A 21,351-nucleotide genomic window follows, 5' to 3' on the forward strand; every position below is an offset into this window, starting at 1 on the left:
CCGCCCCTTCCCGAAACCGGGCTCTGCCCGGACCCGCGCCTCAATCGCCGGCGAGGCTGGATTTGCCGACGCCGTCCGCTGAGCGCGGCCGGCTTGCCCGCAGGGCAGAACCTGCCCCGCCTGGGGGCACCTCCCAGCGGTAGCCAGGGGAGTTCGAGGCGCGAGGGCAGGGTCCGGGGCGGAGCCCGGCAGCGGTGCGGCAGACGGGGGCGGGTGGGCAGCCACCGACCGGCCCCCGACCCTCGAGGGGGAGAGGGCGGGCCCGCGCCACGAGACGACGTACGGCCTCATGCCCGGCAGCGGTGCGGCAGGCGGGAGCCGGTGGGCAGCCGCCGACCGGCCCCCGACCCTCGAGGGGAGAGGGCGGGCCCGGGCCACGAGACGTCGTACGGCCGCATGCCCGCCCGCCCCCTTCCGGCCGCCTCAGCGGGGTGGGGCTCCCGGGAATGAGGCCGGGCGGACCAGTTCGCCCAGGGTCGGGATCGACTCCGGGCGGGAGCGGACCGCGTCCGTGCACTCCCATGCCCGCGGCGGATCCGCGTCCGGGCCGCCCAGGACCACCGGGCCCGGTCCCGCCGACACCGCCTCGCTGCCCGCCAGCGTGCACACGATCTGCGCCAGGGCCACCGGCGGCAGGTCCTCCGGCTTGCGGCTCAGCCGCACCGTGCCCGCCGGATCGCCCGGCCTGGGCGCTCCCGCCGTGAGTCCCGCCGGCACCCCGGTGGAGAACCCGGCGTCCCGCTCCTCCCCCGACGGCGGCTTCTCCAGCGCCTCCAGCAGCGCCTGCACGACCAGCGCGACGGGGTCCTTCAGCGGCCGCTTCTCCGGTACCGGCACCACCCGTTCCACGCCCACCAGCTGCGATCCGCAGACCAGTTCCACCGTGGCCCGGAAGCCCTGCACACCGCCCTGTCCGCCCTGCTGCGCCGGGGTGTCGCACGACACCCGCGAGGGCGCCGCGCCCACGTCCACGGGTACGGTCGTCGCCCTGATCCCGCAGCCCGCGAGGGCCGGCAGGGCCAACAGGGCGACGAGTGCCGAGCCCACCGGCAGAGCCCTACGCGTCCTGGTCACCCGCGATCACCTTCCCCACGTCCACCGGCAGCCGCAGCGTGAACAGCGCCCCGCCCCCGGGCCCGTTGGCCGCGGTGATGTCTCCGCCGTGGATGTGCGCGTTCTCCACGGCGATCGACAGGCCCAGCCCGCTCCCATCCGACTTCGGCCGCGAGGCGCTCGCCTTGTAGAACCGGTCGAAGACGTGCGGCAGGACGTCCTCCGGGATGCCCGGACCGTTGTCCTGCACCGCGATCACCAGCCAGTCCCCCTCCACGACCACCCGCACCCGCACCGGCGAGCCGCCGTGCTTGAGGGCGTTGCCGATCAGGTTGGCCAGGATGACGTCGAGGCGGCGCGGGTCGAGCCGGGCCACGATGCCGCGCTCGGCGTCGAGTTCGACGGCGTCCAGCCAGGCCCGCGCGTCGATGCACGCCGTGACCTGGTCGGCGACGTCCACGTCGTCCAGGACCAGCCGGGCCGTGCCCGCGTCGAAGCGGGTGACCTCCATCAGGTTCTCCACGAGGTCGTTGAGGCGCCGCGTCTCGCTGACGACCAGCGCCACCGCCGGTGCGATCATCGGATCGAGGTCGTCGACCTCCTCCTCCAGCACCTCGGCCACCGCCGTCAACGCCGTCAGCGGCGTGCGCAGTTCGTGGGACATGTCCGCGACGAAGCGCCGGCTCGACTCCTCCCGCGCGCTCATGTCGGCGACCTTCTTCTCCAGCGCCTCGGCCGTCTTGTTGAACGTATGCGAGAGGTCGGCCAGTTCGTCGGTCCCCGACACGTCGAGCCGGGTGTCCAGCTCGCCCTCGCCGAGCCGCCGGGCCGCGTCGCCCAGCCGCTGCACGGGCTTGAGCACCGTACGGGCCGCGGCCTGCGCCAGCAGCGCGGAACCCAGCAGCGCCAGGCCCGTCGCGATCGTCAGCGACCAGGCCAGCGCGTTCAGGTCGTCCCGCTCCTGCGCCAGCGACTTGTACATGTAGCCGGTGAGCCCGCCGCCCACGATCCGCGTCCCGCCGACCAGGTACGGATTCCCGCCGGGCTTCGTCCGCTGCCAGTACATGTGGTACTCGGAGTCGTTGGCCGCCGTGGTCTTCTGCCGGTCGTTGACCGCGTCCCGCAGGGACTTCGGTACGTCGCCCAGCCCGAACACGTCGGGCCCGGCCGTACCGGACACCTGGCCTTCCTTGCCCTCCTGCACCAGCAGCACGCTGTAGCCCGGGCTGCTGCCCGCCATCAGCTCGGCGGTCCGCTGGATCTCCTGCGCGGTCGGGTCGGCGGGCAGTGCCGCGGCCCGGTTCTGCATCTCCTGCCGGAAGTCGCCGAGGGCCGCGTCCTGGGTACGGGTGAGGACCGCCTCGCGGTTGAGCCAGTACGCGATCCCCGAAGCGGAGACCGCGGCCGTCAGCGCGACCAGCGCGAACACGATGAGGAGCCGCAGCCGCAGGCTGGTCCAGCGCCGGCCCGCGAGCAGCGCCGGGATCACTGCGGGGAGTCCAGGCGGTAGCCGACGCCGCGGACGGTGCGGATCAGGGTGGGCGAGGACGGCACGTCCTCGACCTTGGCGCGCAGCCGCTGCACGCAGGCGTCCACGAGCCGCGAGTCGCCGAGGTAGTCGTGCTCCCAGACGAGGCGGAGCAACTGCTGGCGGGAGAGGGCCTGTCCGGGACGGCGGCTCAGCTCCAGCAGCAGCCGCAGCTCGGTCGGGGTGAGCTGGAGGTCCTCGCCGTTCTTCGTCACCGTCATGGCGGCGCGGTCGATGACCAGGGAGCCGAAGCTCGCCGAATCGCTGGACTCGCGCTCGCCGCGGCGCAGCACGGCACGGATGCGGGCGTCGAGGACCCGCCCCTGGACGGGCTTGACCACGTAGTCGTCGGCACCGGACTCCAGGCCGACGACGACGTCGATGTCGTCGCTGCGCGCGGTGAGCAGGATGATCGGCAGCTGGTCGGTGCGCCGGATCCGACGGCACACCTCGAAGCCGTCGATCCCGGGCAGCATCACGTCCAGCACGATCAGATCCGGCCGCTGCTCGCGCAGCAGTTTCAGGCCGTCCTCGCCCGTCGCCGCGGTGGCCACACGGTGGCCCTGGCGAGACAGGGAGAGTTCGAGGGCCGTGCGGATGGCGTCGTCGTCCTCGATCAGCAACAGGAAGGGCACGGGCTCATTCTGTCCCATCGGCAGTCGGGAGTTCGACCGGCGGGGGCACCCGATCCCGGACGGGTCCGGCGGAGACCCCTGTGACAGGCCTGTGACAGTCGGCGGACACCCCGGTTAAGTCGGCCGGGCAGGCTTCTACCAACAACCGAAGCACAGCAACGGACCGAAGCAGACTCCACGACGGGGGGCGCGAGATGAACACGCTGCACAGCACCACCACCAGCGCGGTTGTCACGCGGCTGCACGATGTGAACCGCCGGGCGGGTGTCCGTAACGTCGCGGTAGCCCGGCCCCGGCCGGCACACGTCGTAGCCATTGACGCGAAGCAGTACCAGGCGGTTCCCGCACAGCGCACGCCGTCCTCGACGTCCGAAGCGGAGTTCACGGCGTACGTCCAGGAGCGCCGGGCCGCGCTGTACGCGACGGCCTTCCACCTCACCGGCGACCGCCACGAGGCGGAGGACCTGCTGCAGAGCGCGCTGTTCTCCACGTACCGGGCCTGGGACCGGATCACCGACAAGGCGGCCGTGGGCGGGTACCTGCGCCGCACGATGACGAACCTGCACATCAGTGCGTGGCGCCGGCGGAAGCTGAACGAGTACCCGACGGAGGAACTGCCGGAGACGGCCTCGGACACGGACGCGATGCGCGGTACGGAGCTGCGCGCGGTGCTGTGGCAGGCGCTGTCCCGGATCCCGGAGCCGCAGCGCACGATGCTGGTCCTGCGGTACTACGAGGGCCGTACGGACCCGGAGATCGCGGAGATCCTCGGAATCAGCGTCGGCACGGTGAAGTCGAGCATCTGGCGGTCGCTGCGGCGGCTGCGCGAGGACGAGGCGCTGAGCTTCGGCGCCGATGAGGCGGAGTCCTTCGAGGAGCTCGTCGCCTAACCCTGCGGGACGGACACTGCGGGACACACAAGCCAACGGGCCAGGGGGCCCGTCCCACGGGGGTGGGGCGGGGGCCGCGGGGGGAACAGGCGGGATCAAGCGGCCGGGGGTCCGCCTGGTCCCGCCTTTCCGCGTCCGCGGGTCCGGCGGTCCGTGCGCGCGTACGGGTACGGCTCGAGGATTCGGGGCTCCGCCCCGGACCCTCCCCCAAACTCCGTCCGGGGGGACCCCCACGCCTCGAACTCCCCCAGCTACCGCTGGGAGGTGCCCCCAGGCTGAACTCGGCTAGGCCGGGGTCGTGGCCGGGCGGTGGCGGCCGGCCGCGGCGGCGGCCAGGCGGCCGAGGGCCTCGTCGCGGCCGCACGGGTGGGCGCCGAGTGCCGTGTGCCGGGCCACGATGCCCCGCTCGGCCCGCATCAGCCGGTAGCCCCTGCGCAGCAGGAACGTCACCGACTTGCGCCCCTCCCGCAGATCCCGCGCCAGCCTCCGCCGGAACGTCGTCGACGGCCGCCCCCGCAGGCAGATCGCGTCGGCGAGCAGTCCCAGCTCCTGGCAGCGGGCGACGACATCGGCGGCGAAGATGCCCTCCGCGATGAACAGCGGCGTCCGGGAGATGTCCAGCGCCTCCGTCCCGACCCGGGAGGACGTCGCGATGTCGTAGACGGGGACCTCGGTACGGCCCGTCGCGCACAGCTCCTCGATGGCCGCCACGGCGGTGTCCGCGTCCCAGGACTGCGGGGAGTCCCAGTCGATGTCGGAGCTCCCCTCGACCAGCGGAAGGGTCGGGTCGTCCGCTTCCTTGTAGAAGTCGTCCAGCCGCAGTACGGGAAGTCCCGAACGGGCCGCCAGCGAGGACTTGCCGGAGCCCGAGGGTCCGGTCAGCAGCACGACGCGCGTCGGCAAGGGAGAAGAACAGCTCACGGGACACCAGTCTGAACCATTAATCCCTGTAGGGGACCCCTCCGGTGGCCGGTTGGTATCAAGGATCACACGTCAACTACGCTGCGTGCGCACGCGACTACGAGACCACAGGCGGGAACCCATGGCACGTCACGCAGCTCCGCACAGCTCCCCGTTGCGCACCGCAGGCCTCACGCTCTCGATGGCGGGCGCCGCGCTCGCGATGGCCGCGGGCGGCGCCCAGGCCGGTGAGCTCGACGTCCCGGCGGCGCTGGCCGGGGTCACCGACCCGATCGCGAACCTCAAGGTGAACCCGCTGGCCCACACCGGCGTGGACCCGCTGGACAACGGCGTCGCCACCCGCGTAGCCGACTTCCCGGCCGTCGGCACCACCATGGTCACGGGGATCCTGACGCAGGGCCCGTCCGTCGGCGAGCTGCCCGAGGCGGCCGCGTCCTCGCTGCTCGGGCCGGTTCTGAAGAAGTAGAAGAAGTAGGCGAGCGCACGCGCAGACGGCACGGGGAGGCCCCGGCAGCGCTGGGGGTACCTCCCAGCGGTAGCTGGGGGAGGGACGCTGCCGGGGCCGGTTCGTGGGGGTCTTCCCGTACGAGGACTAGTACGAGGACCCGCCCGAGCCCAGCGACCCCGTCGGGTGCCAGACCGTCTTGGTCTCCAGGAACGCCGTCATGCGGTGCGTGCCCGGGTCCGCGGTCCAGTCGTCCACAGGCTGTGGACGCAGGACGCGCTTGAGGTTGTCCGCCGCCGCGATCTCCAGCTCCTTGGCCAGCGCGACATCGGCGCCCGCCAGGTCGATCGCGTTGACGTCCTGGTGGGAGGCCAGGTGCGGGCCCATCTCGGCGGCCTTGCCGGAGAGGATGTTGACCACGCCGCCGGGCAGGTCGGAGGTGGCCAGCACCTCGCCCAGGGAGAGCGCCGGCAGCGGCGACTTCTCGGAGGTGATCACGACCGCCGTGTTGCCGGTCGCGATGACCGGGGCGATCACCGAGATCAGGCCCAGGAACGACGAGTCCTGGGGGGCGATCACGGTCACGACACCGGTCGGCTCCGGGGTGGAGAGGTTGAAGAACGGGCCCGCGACGGGGTTGGCCCCGCCGACGACCTGGCCGATCTTGTCGGTCCAGCCCGCGTACCAGACCCAGCGGTCGATGGCCGCGTCCACGACGGCGCCGGCCTTCGACTTGGACAGGCCCTCCGCCTCGCCGACCTCGCGGACGAACTGGTCGCGGCGGCCCTCGAGCATCTCGGCGATGCGGTAGAGGATCTGGCCGCGGTTGTAGGCCGTGGCGCCCGACCAGCCGCCGAAGGCCTTGCGGGCCGCGACGACCGCGTCCCGCGCGTCCTTGCGGGAGGACAGCGGTGCGTTGGCCAGCCAGTTGCCCTTTGAGTCGGTCACTTCGTACACCCGGCCGCTCTCGGAGCGGGGGAACTTGCCCCCGACGTACAGCTTGTAGGTCTTGAAGACGTTCAGACGGGTCGCAGAAGACTCAGACATCGAGGTAGCCCTCCAGGCCGTGGCGGCCGCCCTCGCGGCCGAAGCCCGACTCCTTGTATCCGCCGAAGGGCGAGGTCGGGTCGAACTTGTTGAACGTGTTGGCCCAGACGACACCCGCACGGAGCTTGCCGGCGACCGCGAGGATGCGCGAGCCCTTCTCCGTCCAGATGCCCGCGGACAGGCCGTACTGGCTGTTGTTGGCCTTGGCGACGGCCTCGTCGGGCGTGCGGAAGGTCAGCACGGACAGCACCGGGCCGAAGATCTCGTCGCGGGCGACGGTGTGCGCCTGGGTGACGTTCGTGAAGAGCGTCGGGGCGAACCAGTAGCCGGCGGACGGCAGCTCGCACGCCGGGGACCAGCGCTCGGCGCCCTCGGCCTCGCCGGTCTCCGCGAGCGCGGTGATCCGGGCGAGCTGCTCGGCGGAGTTGATCGCGCCGATGTCGGTGTTCTTGTCGAGCGGGTCGCCCAGGCGCAGCGTGGAGAGGCGGCGCTTGAGGCTGTCCAGCAGCTCGTCGTGGATCGACTCCTGGACCAGGAGGCGGGATCCGGCGCAGCAGACCTGGCCCTGGTTGAAGAAGATGCCGTTGACGATGCCCTCGACGGCCTGGTCGACGGGGGCGTCGTCGAAGACGATGTTGGCGCCCTTGCCGCCCAGCTCCAGGGTGACCTTCTTGTCGGTGCCGGCGACGTGGCGGGCGATCTTCTTGCCCACGGCCGTCGAGCCGGTGAAGGCGACCTTGTTGACGTCCGGGTGCTCCACGAGGGCCGCGCCCGCGTCGCCGTACCCGGTGAGGATGTTGACGACGCCCTTGGGCAGGCCCGCCTGGCGGCAGATGTCCGCGAAGAAGAGGGCGGAGAGGGGGGTCGTCTCGGCGGGCTTGAGGACCACCGTGTTGCCGGTGGCGAGCGCCGGGGCGATCTTCCACGCGAGCATCAGGAGGGGGAAGTTCCAGGGGATGACCTGGCCGGCCACGCCCAGCGGGCGCGGGTTGGCGCCGTAGCCCGCGTGGTCGAGCTTGTCGGCCCAGCCCGCGTAGTAGAAGAAGTGCGCGGCGACCAGCGGGAGGTCCGCGTCGCGGGTCTCCTTGATCGGCTTGCCGTTGTCCAGGGTCTCCAGGACGGCGAGCTCGCGGCTGCGCTCCTGGATGATCCGGGCGATGCGGAAGAGGTACTTGGCGCGCTCGGAGCCGGGCAGCGCGGACCACTTCTCGAAGGCCTTGCGGGCGGCCTTGACGGCGCGGTCCACGTCGGCGGCGCCCGCCTGGGCGACCTCGGCGAGGACCTCCTCCGACGACGGCGAGACGGTCTTGAAGACCTTGCCGTCGGCGGCGTCGGTGAACTCGCCGTCGATGAAGAGCCCGTAGGAGGGGGCGATGTCGACGACCGAGCGGGACTCGGGAGCCGGTGCGTACTCGAAGAGGGATGCCATGGTGATCAGTCCACCGTCACGTAGTCGGGACCGGAGTAACGGCCGGTGCTCAGCTTCTGGCGCTGCATCAACAGGTCGTTGAGCAGGCTGGAGGCGCCGAAGCGGAACCAGTGGTTGCTCAGCCAGTCCTCGCCCACGGTCTCGTTGACCAGGACCAGGAACTTGATCGCGTCCTTGGTGGTCCGGATGCCGCCGGCCGGCTTCACGCCGATCTGGATTCCAGTCTGCGCCTTGAAGTCGCGGACGGCCTCGAGCATGAGGAGCGTGTTGGCCGGGGTGGCGTTGACGCCCACCTTGCCCGTCGACGTCTTGATGAAGTCGGCGCCCGCGAGCATGCCGATCCAGGAGGCGCGGCGGATGTTGTCGTACGTCGACAGCTCGCCGGTCTCGAAGATGACCTTGAGGCGGGCCGCGGTGCCGTCGGGACGGACGCAGGCCTCCTTGACGGCCTTGATCAGCTCGTACGTGTCGAGGTAGCGGCCGGCGAGGAAGGCGCCACGGTCGATGACCATGTCGATCTCGTCGGCGCCGGCGGCGACGGCGTCACGGGTGTCGGCGAGCTTGACGGGCAGCGCGGCGCGGCCGGCCGGGAAGGCGGTCGCGACGGAGGCCACCTTGACGTCGGCGCCGTTCAGGGCGGCCTTCGCGGTGGCCACCATGTCGGGGTAGACGCAGACCGCGGCGGTCATGGGCGTCGTACGGTCGGTGGGATCGGGGTTGACGGCCTTGGCGGAGAGCGCCCGGACCTTGCCCGGGGTGTCCGCGCCTTCCAGCGTCGTCAGGTCGATCATCGAGATGGCCAGATCGATGGCGTACGCCTTGGCCGTCGTCTTGATCGAACGGGTGCCGAGGGCGGCCGCGCGGGCCTCCAGTCCGACTGCGTCGACGCCGGGCAGCCCGTGCAGGAAGCGGCGCAGCGCACTGTCGGACGTCGTCACGTCAGCGAATGCGGTGAGGGTGGTGGGCATGGTCACCACATGAGCATATCTACGCGCGTAGCGACCTGTCACCCCCGCCCCCGAATCCGCTATGGAATCGACACCTCCCGACCGACAGGCTCTGGCGTGGGGCAGAATCGGCCCCATGAGCAGCCAGCAGCAGCCGACCGACGAGCCCGTCTACGACGACCGGGTCTACCGCTCCTCCGCGTCCGTGGTCACCGGGGTGCTGCTGCTCGCGCTGACCGCCTGGCTCTGCGGGGACGCGGTGGTGCGCGGCTCCGGGAACACCCCGTGGGTCGCCCTCGCGCTCGCGCTGTGCGTGGTCCCGCTGATCGTGGCCTTCACGATCCGTCCCGCCGTGTTCGCCAATGACGACCGGATGCGCGTACGGAACCCCTTCCGGGTCATCGAGCTGCCGTGGGCGGCGGTGGACGCGGTGCGCGCCGGGTACTCGGCGGAGGTGCTGGCCGAGGGCTCGAAGTACCAGCTCTGGTCGGTCCCCGTCTCGATGCGGGAGCGCAAGAAGGCCAGCCGGGGCCGGCTCAGCCGGCGCGGCGGGCTCACCGGCCGCGGCATGTCCGCCCCGGACGGCGCGAAGCCGGCGGCGCCGGCCGAGCCGCAGCGGGCGGGCGCCGACAAGGTCGTGGACGAGCTGCGGGAGCTCGCCGAGCGCGGGGCCTCGCGGGCCGGGGCCCAGGGCAGCGTGCGCGTGCAGTGGTCGTACGAGATCATCGCGCCCGCCGTGGCCGGCGCGGTGCTGCTGATCGTGCTCCTCGCGACGGCCTGACCCTCCCCCGAGCACCGGAAACGCACCCCCCTCCGCACGCCCTGCGCGCGGGTCCGCGCACGGCTCCGTGCGTGAGTCCGCGCGCGGCTCCGTACGTGGGTCCGCGCGCGGCTCCGTACGCGCCCTCGTACGTGCTCCCCACCACACCCCTCCCGGGGCGGAACCGGTGCTACCGGCCGGTGCGTCCTCGCAGGTGTGCAGCGTCATGAGGCCGGCGGCAGCGCCGCCACCGCCATTCATCTCCGGTTCCGGCTCCTGGGCGTCGTCCTGCTGGCCGCCCACCTCCTGGTCGTCGGCTGGCTGACGCTGCGACCACTGGACGTGCCCTGGGCCGAGGCCGCGAACCTGACCCTGCTGGACGGGATCCGGGCGGACCTCGCGCAGGGGCCGCTGGAGGGCGCCCGCCGGATCGGCGAGGGGCTGGCGCTGCTGGCCCCGCTGGGGGTGCTGCTGCCGCTGATCAGCGGGCGGCTCGCGCCGTCGGCGCTGTCCGCGTGGTCCTCGCTCGCCCGGACCGCGGCCGCGGGCGCGCTGGTCTCGGTGTCCATCCTGATGCTCCAGAGCGCCGTACCGGGCCAGGTGGTCGACGTGGACTCGGTCCTGCTGAACACCGTCGGCGTGCTGCTCGCGCACGCGGCCGTCGTACCGGCGCTGCGCGCCCGGATCCGGCGCTCACGCACCGCTTATCAGGGGACCACCCCGAGAATTTCCAGGGTCGGGCTCGGTCCGTGGACCGAGGTTCTCTCCGCGGTTCCCCGGGAGTATTGAGACATCGCAAGCTGAGCTGGTCTTCAGAACAGCAGAACAGCGATCCCGGTGAAGGAGAACCCCATGAGCGCCATTGTCCGCCCCCGTGACGGTCGTTGGATCGGCGGCGTCTGCGCCGGACTGGCCCGGCGTTTCGGAATTTCCGCCAACACGATGCGCGTCATATTCGTCGTCTCGTGCGTGCTGCCCGGCCCGCAGTTCCTGATCTACCTGGCGCTGTGGCTGCTCCTGCCGAACGAGAAGTCCGCCTCCACCGCCTGGTAGCCCGCGCCCGCGGGCCGGGGGCCGGCCGGGATCAGCCGGTCCGCTGGACCTTTTCGAGCTGCTTGTCGGCGACCTCCTGCGGCACCTGCGTCTTCTGCTGGGCCGCGGCCACGTTGAGGGCCATCAGCCGCACGATGGTGTCGCCCTCGCGCACGACGACCAGGTGGACCTGCGCCGAGACGCCCTGGGCGGCCGCGGTGGTGGTCCAGCTGACGCTCTCGTCGCCGGCCGTGCGGTAGTCGGCGGCCCGCACGTCGCGGTAGCTGCCGGTCTGCTTCTCGACGGTGGCGGTGAAGCCCGTACGGCAGGCGGGCACGGCTGCCTTGAGGCGGGCGATCAGCGCCTTGGCGTCGCTCTCGGTGTACGAGCTGACGGAGGCGGAGACGGCGAGTCCGACCTGCTTCTGGGAGCCGACGCCCCGGTTGACGGTCTCGCGTGCGGCCGGGTCCGGCTTGTCGCCCATGATGTCGGCCAGCGGCTGGCAGGCCTTCTTGTCGGCCTGCGGCTGACCGTCCGGGGCGCCGGGGTTCTTGCCCTGCGCCGAGATCTGGTAGCCGGGCAGGTCGCCCTGTTCCAGCGCCGACCGCTCGGCCTTGGTGCCGCCGGTCTTGGGCGCGGCGGAGCCGCCGGGGGGCGCGGCGGGGGCTCCGGGCGCGCCGGAGGCGGGGCTCGCGGAGCCCTTGGGGTCCGGGCCCTTGCCCGGCGGGGCGCTGTCGGGGCTGTTCGAGCCGCATCCGACCGCGGCGAGCAGCAGGGCGGGGACCAGCGCGACCACGGTCGCTCGTACCTTCATGCGCATGACCAAGGACCTCATACCGCGGATGTCGGCGGGCAGTTGGTGGCGATCGTGACACACCGCACGGCGGCACACACACTCCGTCGAAGAGGTGTGCGACCGCCGTGGGCGCGTTCGCATCGCGACAGCGTCAGCCGTTGAGGGCTCCGGTGACCGGGCCCAGCAGGCCGGTGACGGCCTTGGTGGGGTCGCTCGGTCCACCCTCCTCGGAGCCCATCTGCTGCTGGCTGGTCACACCCTGGAGCGCTCCGGTGGCGGTGCCCAGTGCGTCGGTGAGGCCGACGGCCGGAACGGCCGAGGCGGTACCCGCGGCGACGGCGGCGAACGCGGCACCGAGAGCGGCGGTACCGAGGATCTTGGCAGCTGACTGCTTCATGAAAACGTGTCCTTGCGACGGGGAATTGAGCGGCTCCGAAAGCTAGCCACTTCAAACCCCCGCCCGCAAACATCATCAAATACGAGAAAGCGCCCGGGAATTGCTCCTCCCGGGCGCTTTCCGTACGTCATGCCATGGCCTAGGCCGAGACAGAACCGCTGGTGGAAGCGGTCTGCTGGAACAGCCACTCCGACTTCAGCTCCGCGTAACCGGGCTTGATGACCTCGTTGATCATGGCCAGTCGTTCATCGAAAGGAATGAACGCGGACTTCATCGCATTGACGGTGAACCACTGCATGTCCTCCAGCGTGTAGCCGAAGGTGTCCACGAGGTGCTCGAACTCGCGGCTCATGCTGGTGCCGCTCATCAGACGGTTGTCGGTGTTGACCGTGAGCCTGAAGTGCAGCTTCCGCAGCAGACCGATCGGGTGCTCGGCGTACGAGGCGGCCGCGGCGGTCTGGAGGTTCGAGGTCGGGCACATCTCCAGGGGGATGCGCTTGTCCCGGACGTACGAGGCCAGGCGGCCCAGCTTGACCGAACCGTCGGCGGCGACCTCGATGTCGTCGATGATCTTCACGCCGTGGCCGAGCCGGTCGGCGCCGCACCACTGCAGGGCCTGCCAGATCGAGGGCAGGCCGAAGGCCTCGCCCGCGTGGATCGTGAAGTGGTTGTTCTCGCGCTTGAGGTACTCGAAGGCGTCGAGGTGGCGGGTGGGAGGGAACCCGGCCTCGGCGCCGGCGATGTCGAAGCCGACCACGCCGTTGTCGCGGTAGCGGTTGGCCAGCTCCGCGATCTCCAGCGCGCGGGCGGCGTGGCGCATCGCGGTCAGCAGGGCGCCGACGCGGATGCGGTGGCCGTTGGCCTTCGCGCGGCGCTCGCCCTCGCGGAAGCCGTCGTTCACGGCCTCGACGACCTCTTCGAGGGTCAGGCCGGCTTCCAGGTGCTGCTCGGGGGCGTAGCGGATCTCGGCGTACACGACGCCGTCCTCGGCCAGGTCCTCGGCGCACTCGGCGGCGACCCGGAAGAGGGCCGCCTTCGTCTGCATGACCGCGCAGGTGTGCGCGAAGGTCTCCAGGTAGCGCGGCAGGGAGCCGGAGTCGGCGGCTTCCCGGAACCAGATGCCGAGCTTGTCGGCGTCGGTCTCGGGGAGGTTCTCGTAGCCGACCTCGCGGGCCAGCTCGATGATGGTCCCGGGGCGCAGCCCACCGTCGAGGTGATCGTGCAGGAGCACCTTCGGGGAGCGGCGGATCTGATCCGGGGTCGGCAGGTTGGGGGTCTCGCTCGTCATCTGGGCACTCTAACTCCTACGCGCGTAGAGCGGGTGACGGCCGCGTGCGCCGATATGTAACAGAGACCGCACGGACGGATGTCGTACACCCCGGCGTCTGAGACTGTTCCGCCATGGCACAGCATGCGCCGCCGGCGCGCGGGGCCCGCCTGGGGCGGGCGGCCGGCGCGAGAACCGGCTCGGGTTCGACGGAAACCCCGGTCAACGGGGTGGTGCTCCTGCTTCCCGGAGCGTCCAGATTCTCCCCCGGTCCGCTGCGCCCGCTCGGGCGCGCGCTGGCCCGGGCGGGCGGTACGGAAGGGCTGGTCGCGCACACCGTCATCCACGGCGGGGGAGCCTCCCGCGAGGAGCAGGCGGGGTGGGCGGCGGACGAGGCGGTACGGCGGTACGGGGACGTGCCCGTCTGCCTGGCCGGGTACGGCGCGGGCGGCCTGGCCGCGCTGCGGGCGGCGGGCCACTCGGCCGTCAACTCGGTGGTGTCGCTCGCCCCTTGCTTGGGGGGCGCGGCGGTGACGGACTCGCCGGAACCGGTGAAACAGCTGTCAGGGCGGCAGGTGCTGATCGTGCACGGCACGAACGACGCGCGCAGCGATCCGGAGGCGTCGTTCCGGCTGGCGGCCCGGGCCAAGAAGGCGAATCGTTCCACGTGCCGGTTCGAGGTCCACTCGGACGGGCACGGACTGCGCGAGCACCAGCCGGAAGTCGTGGCGCTGGCCGTGGACTTCGTGCTGGGCGCGGTGTGCTCGGGGCGGTACTCGCGGCCGGTGACCGACGCACTGGCCGCTCCCCCGCCGCTGGGCCTGCGCATGCCGCTGGCCTCCGGGTACGGGCGCTCGCTCCGGCGGTGAGGCCGGCCTCCGGGCGGTACGGGGTACGGCGGGGCCATCGCGCGTACCGTGGACAGTGGACTCGGGACGATTGCCTCCCGGAGGCGATGGATCATGGCCGGAATGGTGTCCAGGAGCTTCGAGCAGGCCGACGAGACGCGGCCGTTCGTCGACGGCAAGGGCAGGCTGGACTTGCTGGAGACGGGCGGCACCGCCGTGGGGCGCGCCACCTTCGAGCCCGGCTGGAAGTGGTCGGACCACGTCAAGCCGCTGGCCGGGACGGACAGCTGCCGCGCCGACCACACGGGGTACGTGGTGAGCGGCCGGATGAAGGTCGTCATGGATGACGGGGAGAGTGCGGAGTTCGGCCCCGGCGACTACATGCGGGTGCCGCCCGGGCACGACGCCTGGGTCCTGGGCGACGAGCCCTGCGTCACGCTGGACTGGACCGGCTTCGCCGACTACGCGAAGCCCTCGGGCTGACGGATCCGCCGGGCCGCGGGGCGCATCAGGCCGGATGCCCGGTCCAGGATGCGGGCCAGTGCGCCCGCTGTCGGGGCCGTGGCCAGGACGTAGGCGTGGTGCAGGCCGCCCGTCGGGGCGCGGCGGACCGTGGCACCCGGCGGGATCTCCAGCTGGACCCGGACCACCCCCGGCACGGCCCGCGCCGCCGCGATGCCCGGCCGGACCCCGCCGGGGCCGCCGCCGGGCGGGAAGTCCACGTACCGCAGCCCGGCGTACGCGGCGCGCGGGCTGCGCACCGGCTCGGGCAGGCCCAGCCCGGCGGCGAGCGCGAGGGCGAGCACGTCGGTGCCGTGGGCGACCCGCAGCAGCCTGCTGAACTCCTCGCCGCCGGGGCGGGCGTGGGCCTCGACGAGGCGGGGGCCGTGCGCCGTGAGGATGACCTCGGTGTGGGAGGGGCCGTCGTGGTGTCCGGCGAGGTCGAGGACGCCCCGTACGAGGGCCCGTACAGCCTCCGCGGTCGAGGGGTCCAGGGCGACCGGCAGGTCGTGGCCGGTGGCGGTGAGGCGGGGGCCGGTGAGGCGGCGGGACCAGCCCAGGACCCGGTGCCGGCCGCCGCGCGAGAGGGCTTCGACGGTGAGCTCCGGCCCCTCGAGGTACTCCTCGACGAGGAGGTCGGTGATCTCCGGGTAGCCGTGGGCGGCGGCCCGCGCCTCGGCCTCGTCGTGGACCAGCCGGACCCCTTCGCCGTCGGCGCCCGACCGGGGCTTGATGACGCAGGGGTAGCCGATGAGGGTGGCCACGAACGGGAGGGTCTCGGCGCGTCCGCAGCGGGCGAAGGAGACGGGCCGGCCGGGGTGCAGGGTGTTGGAGCGGGCGCGCAGGGCGGCCTTGTCCATGAGGGCGGTGACGGCGGCGGTGGGGGTGCCCGGCAGGCCCAGCTCCTCGTTGGCGCGGGCGGCGGCGAGGGCTCCGGCGGCGTCGAAGCCGAAGACGGCGGCACGGCCGTGCCGTACCGCCTCCATCCGGCCGACCGCCCCGACGAGGTGCCGGTGGTCGCGCCAGTCCGTCCGTACCCGCCGCTCCGCCCCCTCACGGTCGGATGGCACCGATGGATCCGGCGCGACCACCACGGTGCGGGCGCCCGCACGGCGGGCGGCCGCCACCACGGCTGGTCGCGGGCTCAGCAGGACAGCCACGGGCCCCCGTCCCTCACTGGGTGTCCCCTGCCGCATACCGCGCTCCCCCCTCACGCCGTGCGACCACTCTGCCCTCTCGGCATATGCCGAAAGCCGCCTGACAGGGGTCGTCTTGCCGCCTTGCGGGAATACGAGGGGTTTACGAACAGACACAGGCCGGGACGAATAGGCATATGCCAGCCGATCAAGAAGAAGCACTGAGCCCCGCGGCCCGGCGCCTCTACGCGTACGCCGTCGAGCGGCACGCCTTCGACGCCGCCGAGGCCACCGAGGCCCTGGGCGTGCGCGCGGCCGCCGCGATCACGGAGCTGGCCGCCGCGCACCTGCTCCAGCGGGCGCCCGGCGGCGAGCCCGACCGGTGGAGCGCGGTCGCGCCCAGGGCCGCCGCGGCGCGGGCGCTCGCCCCGCTGGCCCAGCTCGTACGGGAGACCCACGACGAGATGGACCGGCTGCGGGGGCGGCTGGAGGCGCTGGTGCCGGCGTACGAGGCGGGGACCGCGCACCGGGACCTGGGCGGCTCGGACCGCCTGGAGCTGGTGACGGACCTCGGGGCGGTACGGGGGCTGATCGCGGAGCTGGTCGCGACGTGCGAGCGGGAGCTGCTGACCTCGCAGCCGGGCGGCGGGCGGCCGCTGGAGACGCTGGAGGAGTCGATCGGGCGGGACGAGTCGCTGCTGGCGCGCGGGGTGCGGATGCGGACGCTCTACCAGCACACGGCGCGGTACTCGCGGCCCACGGCTGCGTACGTCGAACGGGTGACGGCCCTGGGCGCGCAGGTACGGACGCTGGGTGACGGGCTGATGCGGATGCTGGTCTTCGACGACCACACGGGCCTGATGGCGGTCCCGGACCGCCGCGGGGCGGCGCTGGTGGTGCGCGAGCCGAACGTCGTGCACTTCATGCGGGCCGCCTTCGAGCGGTCCTGGCTGGGCGCGGAGCCGTTCTCCACGACGGTGAGCCCGGAGGCGGCGCGGTCGATCTCGGACGAGCTGCGGCAGACCATCGTGCGGCTGCTGTCCGAGGGGCTGGAGGACAAGGTGATCGCGCGGCGGCTGGGCATGTCGGAGCGGACCTGCCAGCGGCACATCGCGGAGATCATGCGGGCCATCGGGGCCAAGTCCCGCTTCCAGGCGGGGTATTTGCTGGCCCCTCCGCCGCAGGCCCCCGCCGGGGACGACGCCGGGGACGACGCCGGGGACGACGCCGGTGACGGCTCCGGGGACGGCTCCGGGGACTAGGCGGGCGGTTCGAGTTCCGGGATCAGGCGGCCCCGGCGGGACAGCAGGAAGCGTTTGAACTCGGCCACCGGCGGGGTGTCGGGGTGGCCGTCCAGCCAGGCGAGGCCGATCTCGCGGACGGCGCGCGGGGCCGTGACCGTCAGCTCGACGACGCCCGGGCGGGCCACGGCCGGCGGGGGCAGCAGGGCCACGCCCAGCCCGGCGGCGACCAGGCCGCGCAGGGTCTCGGCCTCCTCGCCCTCGAAGGCGACCCTGGGGGTGAATCCGGCCTCGGCGCACAGGTCGTCGGTGATGCGGCGCAGGCCGTAGCCCGGTTCCAGGGTGACGAAGGTTTCCTCGGCGGCCTCGGCGAGGCGGATGCGCTTGCGGCCCGCGAGGCGGTGGTCGTCGGGGACGACCAGGCGCAGCCGCTGCTCGTCGAGCCGGCGGGCGACCAGGTCGGGGGCGTCGGGCAGCGGCGAGGTGAGGCAGAGGTCGAGCTCGCCGGCGCGCAGCCGCTCCAGCATGGCCTCGCCGTAGTTCTGGACCAGGGAGAAGCGCACGCGCGGATGGTCGGCGCGGAAGGCGCGGATGAGGCCGGGTACGGTCTCGGGGCCCAGGGTGTGCAGGAAGCCGAAGGCGACCTTGCCGAAGGCCGGGTCGGCGTCCTGCTGGACGGACTCGGCCGCGCGGGCGATGCCCTCCAGGGCCTGCTCGGCGGAGGCCAGGAAGGTGCGGCCGGCCGTGGTGAGGGCGACGTTGCGGCCCTTGCGGGCGAACAGCGTGACGCCGAGGTCCTGTTCGAGGCGGACCATGGCCCGGGACAACGTCGACTGGGGGACGCCCAGTTCGTGGGCGGCGCGGGTGACGTGCTCGTGCCGGGCCACGGCCGCGAAGTACGCGAGCCGAGGAGCCAGCAGACGTGTCACGGACGCGTCTTCTTCGTAACGGTTCATTGACAGGCGCCGCTCTGAGCTGTGGTGATGCGTGAGTGGATCGATTATCGCGAATCCGTGCATTGGACGCATCAAAAAGACCTGCCTACCTTCGACGTATGCCTCCCGTTCATACCGGGGCACCTGTGATCACAGGTGCCTCCACCCCGTCGTCGCCGCAGCCCGAACCGCACTCCCCCGGCCGCCCCGGCTACCGCCGGATGAGCCTCGCGCTCTTCGCCGCCGGACTCGCCACCTTCGCCCTCCTCTACTCCACCCAGGCGCTGCTGCCCGCGATCTCCGAAGGGTTCGGGGTGACGGCGGGTCAGGCCAGCTGGACGGTGTCCGCGGCCACCGGGGCGCTCGCCCTGTTCGTGCTGCCGCTCAGCGCACTGTCCGAGCGCTTCGGGCGCACCCGGATGATGACCTGGTCGATGGTCGTGGCCGTGGGCGTCGGCCTGCTGGTGCCCTTCGCGCCGAACCTGGAGTGGCTGGTGGCCCTGCGGGCCGTCCAGGGCGCGGCGATCGCCGGCATCCCGGCCTCCGCGATGGCGTACCTGGCGGAAGAGGTCAGGCCGAAGGCGCTGGTCGGGGCGATCGGGCTGTTCGTGGCGGGCAACTCCATCGGCGGCATGAGCGGCCGTCTCGTGACCGGCTGGGGGGCGCAGTTCGGCGGCTGGCGGGTGGGCCTGCTGGCCGTCGGGCTGATGGCGCTGGCCTGCGCGGTGGCCTTCCTGGTGCTGCTGCCCAAGGCCCGGTTCTTCCGCCCGGCGTCGCTGAACCCCCGTGCGGTGGGCCGTACCGTCGCCGGTCACCTGCGCGATCCGCTGCTGCTGCGGCTGTACGGGATCGGCGCGCTGTTCATGACCGTCTTCGGCGCCGTGTACACCGTCATCGGCTACCGGCTGGTGGACGAGCCGTTCTCGCTCGGGCAGGGCGTGGTGGGGTCGATCTTCCTGATCTACCTGGTGGGTACGGTCTCCTCGGCGGCGGCCGGGCAGCTGGTGGCCCGCATGGGGCGGCGCGGCGCGCTGTACCTGGCCGTGACCACGACCGCGCTCGGGCTGCTGCTGTCGCTGTCGGAGTCCCTGGCGGCGATCCTGCTCGGGCTGGTGCTGATCACGGCGGGCTTCTTCGCGGGGCACGCGGTGGCCTCGGCCGCGGTGAGCCGGACGGCGCGCACGGGCCGTGCGCAGGCCTCGGCGCTCTACCAGTCGGCGTACTACCTGGGCTCCAGCGCGGGCGGCACCCTGGGCGCGCTCGCCTACCACTCGGCGGGGTGGGCGGCCACGGTGGGCATCGCGCTGCTGGCCGTGCTCGGCGTCGTCTCGATCACGCTGTACGGGTCCCACGCGGCCCGCGCGCAGCGGCGCGTGCCGGCCTCGGCCGCTGCCGCGCGCTGAGTGACCAGTCGGAAATACGTCTCCCCCGCACGCAACTCGCAGGTTTTTCCGGGCATTCAACACGGAGAACGCAATGCGGGGCGAAAGGGGAGGGTGCCATGGGGACGCGCAGGCGCGCGGCGGCGGTGTTCGCAGGGGCGGTCGTGCTGGCGCTGCCGCTGGCGGTCGCGGGGGGCGGGCCGGCCGGCGCGGCCTCCTGCAACCTCGGTACCGGGCCGTACCAGCGGCAGGTCGAGCAGTTCCTGGGACGGCCGGTGGACGGGCGGCAGTCGGCCGCCGACTGCACGGCGACCAGGGCGTTCCAGGCGCGCCACGGGATCACCCCGACGCAGGGGTACGCGGGGCCGCTGACCTGGCAGACGATGAGCACGATGCTGGCCCAGCGGGCGGCGGGCAAGACCCCCAACAAGGCCGGCAACTGCCCGGTGAACCGGGGGCGGATCGCCTGCGTCGACCTGACGCGGCAGCTCAGCTGGATCCAGGACGGCGCCGTCCTGAAGTACGGTCCGGTGCCGGTCCGCACCGGCAAGAACGGCACGGAGACCCGGACCGGCCCGAAGAAGATCTACCACCGCAGCATCGACCACTGGTCGACGGTCTACGGAGTCTCGATGCCGTACGCGCAGTTCTTCGACGGCGGCATCGCCTTCCACTCGACCACCAAGAGCATGTGGAACCCGCCCGGCTCGGGCGGCTGCGTGAACATGCGGTCCGCCGACGCCAAGGCGTACTGGAACCTGCTCGGCAAGGGCGAGGACGTCTACGTATATGGGCGCAAGCCGGGCACGTGACCCGTGGCGCGCGGCCGTTCCGGCTGCCGTTGTCAGACCCCTCCGGTAGGTTCCGAAGGAGTGGACCTACCTGGGGGCGACGACAGCCATGAGTGACCTCGCGACCACACCGACGGACCTGGACACCGCGCTGGACCGCTACCGGGTCGAGCTGACGGGGTACTGCTACCGGATGCTCGGCTCGTCCTTCGACGCCGAGGACGCGGTGCAGGACACGTACATCCGCGCCTGGCGCAGCTTCGAGAAGTTCGAGGGCCGCTCCTCGCTGCGGTCGTGGCTGTACCGGATCGCCACCAACGTCTGCCTGGACCTGCTGAACGCGGGGAACAAGCGGGCCCGGCCGATGGACCTGACCGCCCCGCAGCACCAGGCCTCCGCCGTGCTGAACGAGCGGCCCGAGGTGACCTGGCTGGAGCCGGTCCCGGACGGCCGGGTGCTTCCGCAGACCGCCGACCCGGCGGAGATGGCGCTGGCGAAGGAGTCCGTCCGGCTGGCCTTCGTCGCGGCCCTCCAGCACCTGCCGGCGAAGCAGCGGGCGGTGCTGATCCTGCGCGAGGTGCTGGCCTGGAAGGCCGACGAGGTCGCGGCGCTGCTGGAGACCACGGTGGCCTCGGTGAACAGCGCGCTGCAGCGGGCCCGGGCCACGATGGCCGCGCACGGGGTCCGCGACAGCGACCCGGCGGACCCGCTGGACGCGGACCAGGCGAAGCTGCTGGAGCAGTACCTGTCCGCCTTCGAGGCGTACGACATCTCGCGGCTGACCGCGCTGCTGCACGAGGACGCGGTGCTGTCGATGCCGCCGTTCGACCTGTGGCTGCGGGGCCACGAGGACATCGCGGCCTGGCACCTGAACCAGGGCATAGGCTGCAAGGGCTCCCGCCTGGTCCCGACGACGGCGAACGGGATGCCGGCCTTCGGCCAGTACCGCCCGGCCGCCTCCGGGAAGGGCCACACCCCGTGGGCGCTCCAGGTCCTGGAGATCTCAGAGGGCAGGATCGTCGGGCTCAACGCCTTCCTGGACACCGCCCGCTGGTTCCCCCTCTTCGGTCTCCCCGAGCAGCTCGACGAGGCCGACGAGGTCCAGTAGCGCGCGCAGGGCGGGGCCGGCGCCGACGATCCGGAAGGCCCGGTCCCCGGCGGCCAGCCGGAGCCGGCCCAGCACCTCGACGGTCCCGAGCCCCGGCGCGGTGACGGCCCCCACGTCGCACTCCACGGCCACGGCCCCGTCCTCGTACAGCCGGGCGAGGCGCGCGCACAGCCGCGCGGCGTCCTGCGGGGTCGGGGCGGGCCTGGGCAGCACGAGTCGTCGGATCTCCACGAGGGGATGACTCGCCCGCCGCCCGGAACTC

24 protein-coding genes are annotated in these 21,351 nt (G+C 72.6%); 11 read left to right on the forward strand and 13 right to left on the reverse strand.

Annotated elements, in window-relative coordinates:
* Nucleotides 1-423 precede the first annotated feature (423 nt).
* Genes ACFWP3_RS05860 through afsQ1 form a run of 3 tightly spaced genes read right to left on the reverse strand, consistent with a single transcriptional unit; the run spans nucleotide 424 to nucleotide 3,216 of the window.
* Nucleotides 424-1,074: a hypothetical protein gene (locus ACFWP3_RS05860; protein ID WP_384216583.1), complete on the reverse strand. Its 651-nt coding sequence runs from the start codon at nucleotides 1,072-1,074 to the stop codon at nucleotides 424-426.
* Nucleotides 1,058-2,542, reverse strand: a complete 1,485-nt coding sequence (locus ACFWP3_RS05865) for an ATP-binding protein (RefSeq protein WP_384216585.1) — start codon at nucleotides 2,540-2,542, stop codon at nucleotides 1,058-1,060. Before ACFWP3_RS05865 ends, ACFWP3_RS05860 begins: the two co-directional genes overlap by 17 nt.
* Complete coding sequence (gene afsQ1 / locus ACFWP3_RS05870) at nucleotides 2,539-3,216, reverse strand: two-component system response regulator AfsQ1 (protein WP_063754818.1); 678 nt, start codon at nucleotides 3,214-3,216, stop codon at nucleotides 2,539-2,541. The genes ACFWP3_RS05865 and afsQ1 overlap by 4 nt, the downstream gene beginning before the upstream one ends.
* Nucleotides 3,217-3,410: 194 nt before the next feature.
* Here afsQ1 and ACFWP3_RS05875 point away from each other — a divergent pair, with 194 nt between their 5' ends.
* Nucleotides 3,411-4,106, forward strand: coding sequence for a SigE family RNA polymerase sigma factor (locus ACFWP3_RS05875; protein WP_361753672.1), 696 nt, complete (start codon nucleotides 3,411-3,413; stop codon nucleotides 4,104-4,106).
* Between the two features lie 285 nt (nucleotides 4,107-4,391).
* Here the strand turns inward: ACFWP3_RS05875 and ACFWP3_RS05880 are convergent, their stop codons facing one another.
* A complete protein-coding gene (locus tag ACFWP3_RS05880) occupies nucleotides 4,392-5,093 on the reverse strand; it encodes a uridine kinase (protein ID WP_384216743.1) in 702 nt (233 codons plus the stop codon).
* Between the two features lie 55 nt (nucleotides 5,094-5,148).
* On the opposite strand from ACFWP3_RS05880, the gene ACFWP3_RS05885 reads away from it, so the two are divergent.
* A complete protein-coding gene (locus ACFWP3_RS05885) occupies nucleotides 5,149-5,493 on the forward strand; it encodes a hypothetical protein (RefSeq protein ID WP_384216588.1) in 345 nt (114 codons plus the stop codon).
* A gap of 126 nt (nucleotides 5,494-5,619) precedes the next feature.
* On the opposite strand, the gene ACFWP3_RS05890 is transcribed toward ACFWP3_RS05885, so the two are convergent.
* The 3 genes from ACFWP3_RS05890 to deoC are packed head-to-tail and all read right to left on the reverse strand — an operon-like array spanning nucleotide 5,620 to nucleotide 8,916.
* Nucleotides 5,620-6,519 carry an aldehyde dehydrogenase family protein gene (locus ACFWP3_RS05890; RefSeq protein WP_384216590.1) on the reverse strand — a complete coding sequence of 300 codons (900 nt, stop codon included), beginning with the start codon at nucleotides 6,517-6,519 and terminating at the stop codon, nucleotides 5,620-5,622.
* Nucleotides 6,512-7,948 carry an aldehyde dehydrogenase family protein gene (locus tag ACFWP3_RS05895; RefSeq protein ID WP_384216592.1) on the reverse strand — a complete coding sequence of 479 codons (1,437 nt, stop codon included), beginning with the start codon at nucleotides 7,946-7,948 and terminating at the stop codon, nucleotides 6,512-6,514. Before ACFWP3_RS05895 ends, ACFWP3_RS05890 begins: the two co-directional genes overlap by 8 nt.
* A 5-nt stretch (nucleotides 7,949-7,953) precedes the next feature.
* Nucleotides 7,954-8,916, reverse strand: a complete 963-nt coding sequence (deoC, locus tag ACFWP3_RS05900; protein WP_384216745.1) for a deoxyribose-phosphate aldolase — start codon at nucleotides 8,914-8,916, stop codon at nucleotides 7,954-7,956.
* A 115-nt stretch (nucleotides 8,917-9,031) separates the two neighbouring features.
* Between deoC and ACFWP3_RS05905 the strand changes: the two genes are divergently transcribed.
* The 3 genes from ACFWP3_RS05905 (at nucleotide 9,032) to ACFWP3_RS05915 (ending at nucleotide 10,708) form a co-directional block, all read left to right on the forward strand.
* Nucleotides 9,032-9,676, forward strand: a complete 645-nt coding sequence (locus ACFWP3_RS05905) for a PH domain-containing protein (RefSeq protein ID WP_384216594.1) — start codon at nucleotides 9,032-9,034, stop codon at nucleotides 9,674-9,676.
* A 195-nt stretch (nucleotides 9,677-9,871) separates the two neighbouring features.
* Nucleotides 9,872-10,444 (forward strand): VanZ family protein, encoded by a 573-nt coding sequence (locus tag ACFWP3_RS05910; protein ID WP_384216596.1) that lies wholly within the window; start codon nucleotides 9,872-9,874, stop codon nucleotides 10,442-10,444.
* A gap of 63 nt (nucleotides 10,445-10,507) precedes the next feature.
* On the forward strand, nucleotides 10,508-10,708 hold the full coding sequence (locus tag ACFWP3_RS05915; RefSeq protein ID WP_384216598.1) for a PspC domain-containing protein: 201 nt from the start codon (nucleotides 10,508-10,510) through the stop codon (nucleotides 10,706-10,708).
* A 31-nt stretch (nucleotides 10,709-10,739) separates the two neighbouring features.
* Here the strand turns inward: ACFWP3_RS05915 and ACFWP3_RS05920 are convergent, their stop codons facing one another.
* The 3 genes from ACFWP3_RS05920 to ACFWP3_RS05930 all read right to left on the reverse strand — a co-directional run bounded on the left by ACFWP3_RS05920 (nucleotide 10,740) and on the right by ACFWP3_RS05930 (nucleotide 13,168).
* Entirely contained in the window at nucleotides 10,740-11,501 is a 762-nt protein-coding gene (locus ACFWP3_RS05920; protein ID WP_384216600.1) for a hypothetical protein, read from the reverse strand.
* Nucleotides 11,502-11,634: 133 nt separating this feature from the next.
* A complete protein-coding gene (locus ACFWP3_RS05925; protein ID WP_384216602.1) occupies nucleotides 11,635-11,880 on the reverse strand; it encodes a hypothetical protein in 246 nt (81 codons plus the stop codon).
* Nucleotides 11,881-12,019: 139 nt separating this feature from the next.
* The gene (locus ACFWP3_RS05930) at nucleotides 12,020-13,168 is read right to left on the reverse strand and encodes an adenosine deaminase (protein ID WP_384216604.1); all 1,149 of its coding nucleotides are present in this window, start codon (nucleotides 13,166-13,168) and stop codon (nucleotides 12,020-12,022) included.
* Between the two features lie 113 nt (nucleotides 13,169-13,281).
* Here ACFWP3_RS05930 and ACFWP3_RS05935 point away from each other — a divergent pair, with 113 nt between their 5' ends.
* Both ACFWP3_RS05935 and ACFWP3_RS05940 read left to right on the forward strand, forming a co-directional pair.
* Nucleotides 13,282-14,016: an alpha/beta hydrolase gene (locus tag ACFWP3_RS05935; protein WP_384216606.1), complete on the forward strand. Its 735-nt coding sequence runs from the start codon at nucleotides 13,282-13,284 to the stop codon at nucleotides 14,014-14,016.
* A gap of 93 nt (nucleotides 14,017-14,109) precedes the next feature.
* Nucleotides 14,110-14,478, forward strand: coding sequence for a cupin domain-containing protein (locus tag ACFWP3_RS05940; protein ID WP_384216608.1), 369 nt, complete (start codon nucleotides 14,110-14,112; stop codon nucleotides 14,476-14,478).
* Here the strand turns inward: ACFWP3_RS05940 and ACFWP3_RS05945 are convergent.
* Nucleotides 14,457-15,656: an ATP-grasp domain-containing protein gene (locus ACFWP3_RS05945; protein ID WP_384216610.1), complete on the reverse strand. Its 1,200-nt coding sequence runs from the start codon at nucleotides 15,654-15,656 to the stop codon at nucleotides 14,457-14,459. The genes ACFWP3_RS05940 and ACFWP3_RS05945 overlap by 22 nt on opposite strands.
* 173 nt (nucleotides 15,657-15,829) lie before the next feature.
* Here ACFWP3_RS05945 and ACFWP3_RS05950 point away from each other — a divergent pair, with 173 nt between their 5' ends.
* On the forward strand, nucleotides 15,830-16,894 hold the full coding sequence (locus tag ACFWP3_RS05950) for a LuxR C-terminal-related transcriptional regulator (protein WP_384216612.1): 1,065 nt from the start codon (nucleotides 15,830-15,832) through the stop codon (nucleotides 16,892-16,894).
* Here ACFWP3_RS05950 and ACFWP3_RS05955 read toward each other — a convergent pair.
* A complete protein-coding gene (locus ACFWP3_RS05955; protein WP_384216614.1) occupies nucleotides 16,891-17,829 on the reverse strand; it encodes a LysR family transcriptional regulator in 939 nt (312 codons plus the stop codon). The two genes, ACFWP3_RS05950 and ACFWP3_RS05955, sit on opposite strands and share 4 nt — an antisense overlap.
* 98 nt (nucleotides 17,830-17,927) lie before the next feature.
* Here ACFWP3_RS05955 and ACFWP3_RS05960 point away from each other — a divergent pair, with 98 nt between their 5' ends.
* The 3 genes from ACFWP3_RS05960 to ACFWP3_RS05970 all read left to right on the forward strand — a co-directional run bounded on the left by ACFWP3_RS05960 (nucleotide 17,928) and on the right by ACFWP3_RS05970 (nucleotide 21,089).
* Entirely contained in the window at nucleotides 17,928-19,211 is a 1,284-nt protein-coding gene (locus tag ACFWP3_RS05960; protein WP_384216615.1) for an MFS transporter, read from the forward strand.
* A gap of 98 nt (nucleotides 19,212-19,309) precedes the next feature.
* The gene (locus ACFWP3_RS05965; RefSeq protein ID WP_384216617.1) at nucleotides 19,310-20,002 is read left to right on the forward strand and encodes a L,D-transpeptidase family protein; all 693 of its coding nucleotides are present in this window, start codon (nucleotides 19,310-19,312) and stop codon (nucleotides 20,000-20,002) included.
* Between the two features lie 88 nt (nucleotides 20,003-20,090).
* Nucleotides 20,091-21,089, forward strand: coding sequence for a sigma-70 family RNA polymerase sigma factor (locus ACFWP3_RS05970; protein ID WP_384216619.1), 999 nt, complete (start codon nucleotides 20,091-20,093; stop codon nucleotides 21,087-21,089).
* Here ACFWP3_RS05970 and ACFWP3_RS05975 read toward each other — a convergent pair.
* Nucleotides 20,985-21,320 (reverse strand): hypothetical protein, encoded by a 336-nt coding sequence (locus tag ACFWP3_RS05975; protein WP_384216621.1) that lies wholly within the window; start codon nucleotides 21,318-21,320, stop codon nucleotides 20,985-20,987. The genes ACFWP3_RS05970 and ACFWP3_RS05975 overlap by 105 nt on opposite strands.
* Between the last annotated feature and the right edge of the window lie 31 nt (nucleotides 21,321-21,351).

The organism is Streptomyces sp. NPDC058525, assembly GCF_042719495.1.
GTDB lineage: Bacteria > Actinomycetota > Actinomycetes > Streptomycetales > Streptomycetaceae > Streptomyces.

What these genes read in the sequence shown, in the direction of transcription:
- ACFWP3_RS05905 (WP_384216594.1), top strand. Translation starts at nt 9,032, where the DNA reads ATGAGCAGCCAGCAGCAGCCGACCGACGAGCCCGTCTACGACGACCGG.
- ACFWP3_RS05895 (WP_384216592.1), bottom strand. Translation starts at nt 7,948, where the DNA reads ATGGCATCCCTCTTCGAGTACGCACCGGCTCCCGAGTCCCGCTCGGTC.
- deoC (WP_384216745.1), bottom strand. Translation starts at nt 8,916, where the DNA reads ATGCCCACCACCCTCACCGCATTCGCTGACGTGACGACGTCCGACAGT.
- ACFWP3_RS05955 (WP_384216614.1), bottom strand. Translation starts at nt 17,829, where the DNA reads ATGAACCGTTACGAAGAAGACGCGTCCGTGACACGTCTGCTGGCTCCT.
- ACFWP3_RS05875 (WP_361753672.1), top strand. Translation starts at nt 3,411, where the DNA reads ATGAACACGCTGCACAGCACCACCACCAGCGCGGTTGTCACGCGGCTG.
- ACFWP3_RS05970 (WP_384216619.1), top strand. Translation starts at nt 20,091, where the DNA reads ATGAGTGACCTCGCGACCACACCGACGGACCTGGACACCGCGCTGGAC.
- ACFWP3_RS05935 (WP_384216606.1), top strand. Translation starts at nt 13,282, where the DNA reads ATGGCACAGCATGCGCCGCCGGCGCGCGGGGCCCGCCTGGGGCGGGCG.
- ACFWP3_RS05960 (WP_384216615.1), top strand. Translation starts at nt 17,928, where the DNA reads ATGCCTCCCGTTCATACCGGGGCACCTGTGATCACAGGTGCCTCCACC.
- ACFWP3_RS05965 (WP_384216617.1), top strand. Translation starts at nt 19,310, where the DNA reads ATGGGGACGCGCAGGCGCGCGGCGGCGGTGTTCGCAGGGGCGGTCGTG.
- ACFWP3_RS05925 (WP_384216602.1), bottom strand. Translation starts at nt 11,880, where the DNA reads ATGAAGCAGTCAGCTGCCAAGATCCTCGGTACCGCCGCTCTCGGTGCC.
- ACFWP3_RS05915 (WP_384216598.1), top strand. Translation starts at nt 10,508, where the DNA reads ATGAGCGCCATTGTCCGCCCCCGTGACGGTCGTTGGATCGGCGGCGTC.
- ACFWP3_RS05930 (WP_384216604.1), bottom strand. Translation starts at nt 13,168, where the DNA reads ATGACGAGCGAGACCCCCAACCTGCCGACCCCGGATCAGATCCGCCGC.
- ACFWP3_RS05890 (WP_384216590.1), bottom strand. Translation starts at nt 6,519, where the DNA reads ATGTCTGAGTCTTCTGCGACCCGTCTGAACGTCTTCAAGACCTACAAG.
- ACFWP3_RS05920 (WP_384216600.1), bottom strand. Translation starts at nt 11,501, where the DNA reads ATGAAGGTACGAGCGACCGTGGTCGCGCTGGTCCCCGCCCTGCTGCTC.
- ACFWP3_RS05940 (WP_384216608.1), top strand. Translation starts at nt 14,110, where the DNA reads ATGGCCGGAATGGTGTCCAGGAGCTTCGAGCAGGCCGACGAGACGCGG.
- ACFWP3_RS05885 (WP_384216588.1), top strand. Translation starts at nt 5,149, where the DNA reads ATGGCACGTCACGCAGCTCCGCACAGCTCCCCGTTGCGCACCGCAGGC.
- ACFWP3_RS05950 (WP_384216612.1), top strand. Translation starts at nt 15,830, where the DNA reads ATGCCAGCCGATCAAGAAGAAGCACTGAGCCCCGCGGCCCGGCGCCTC.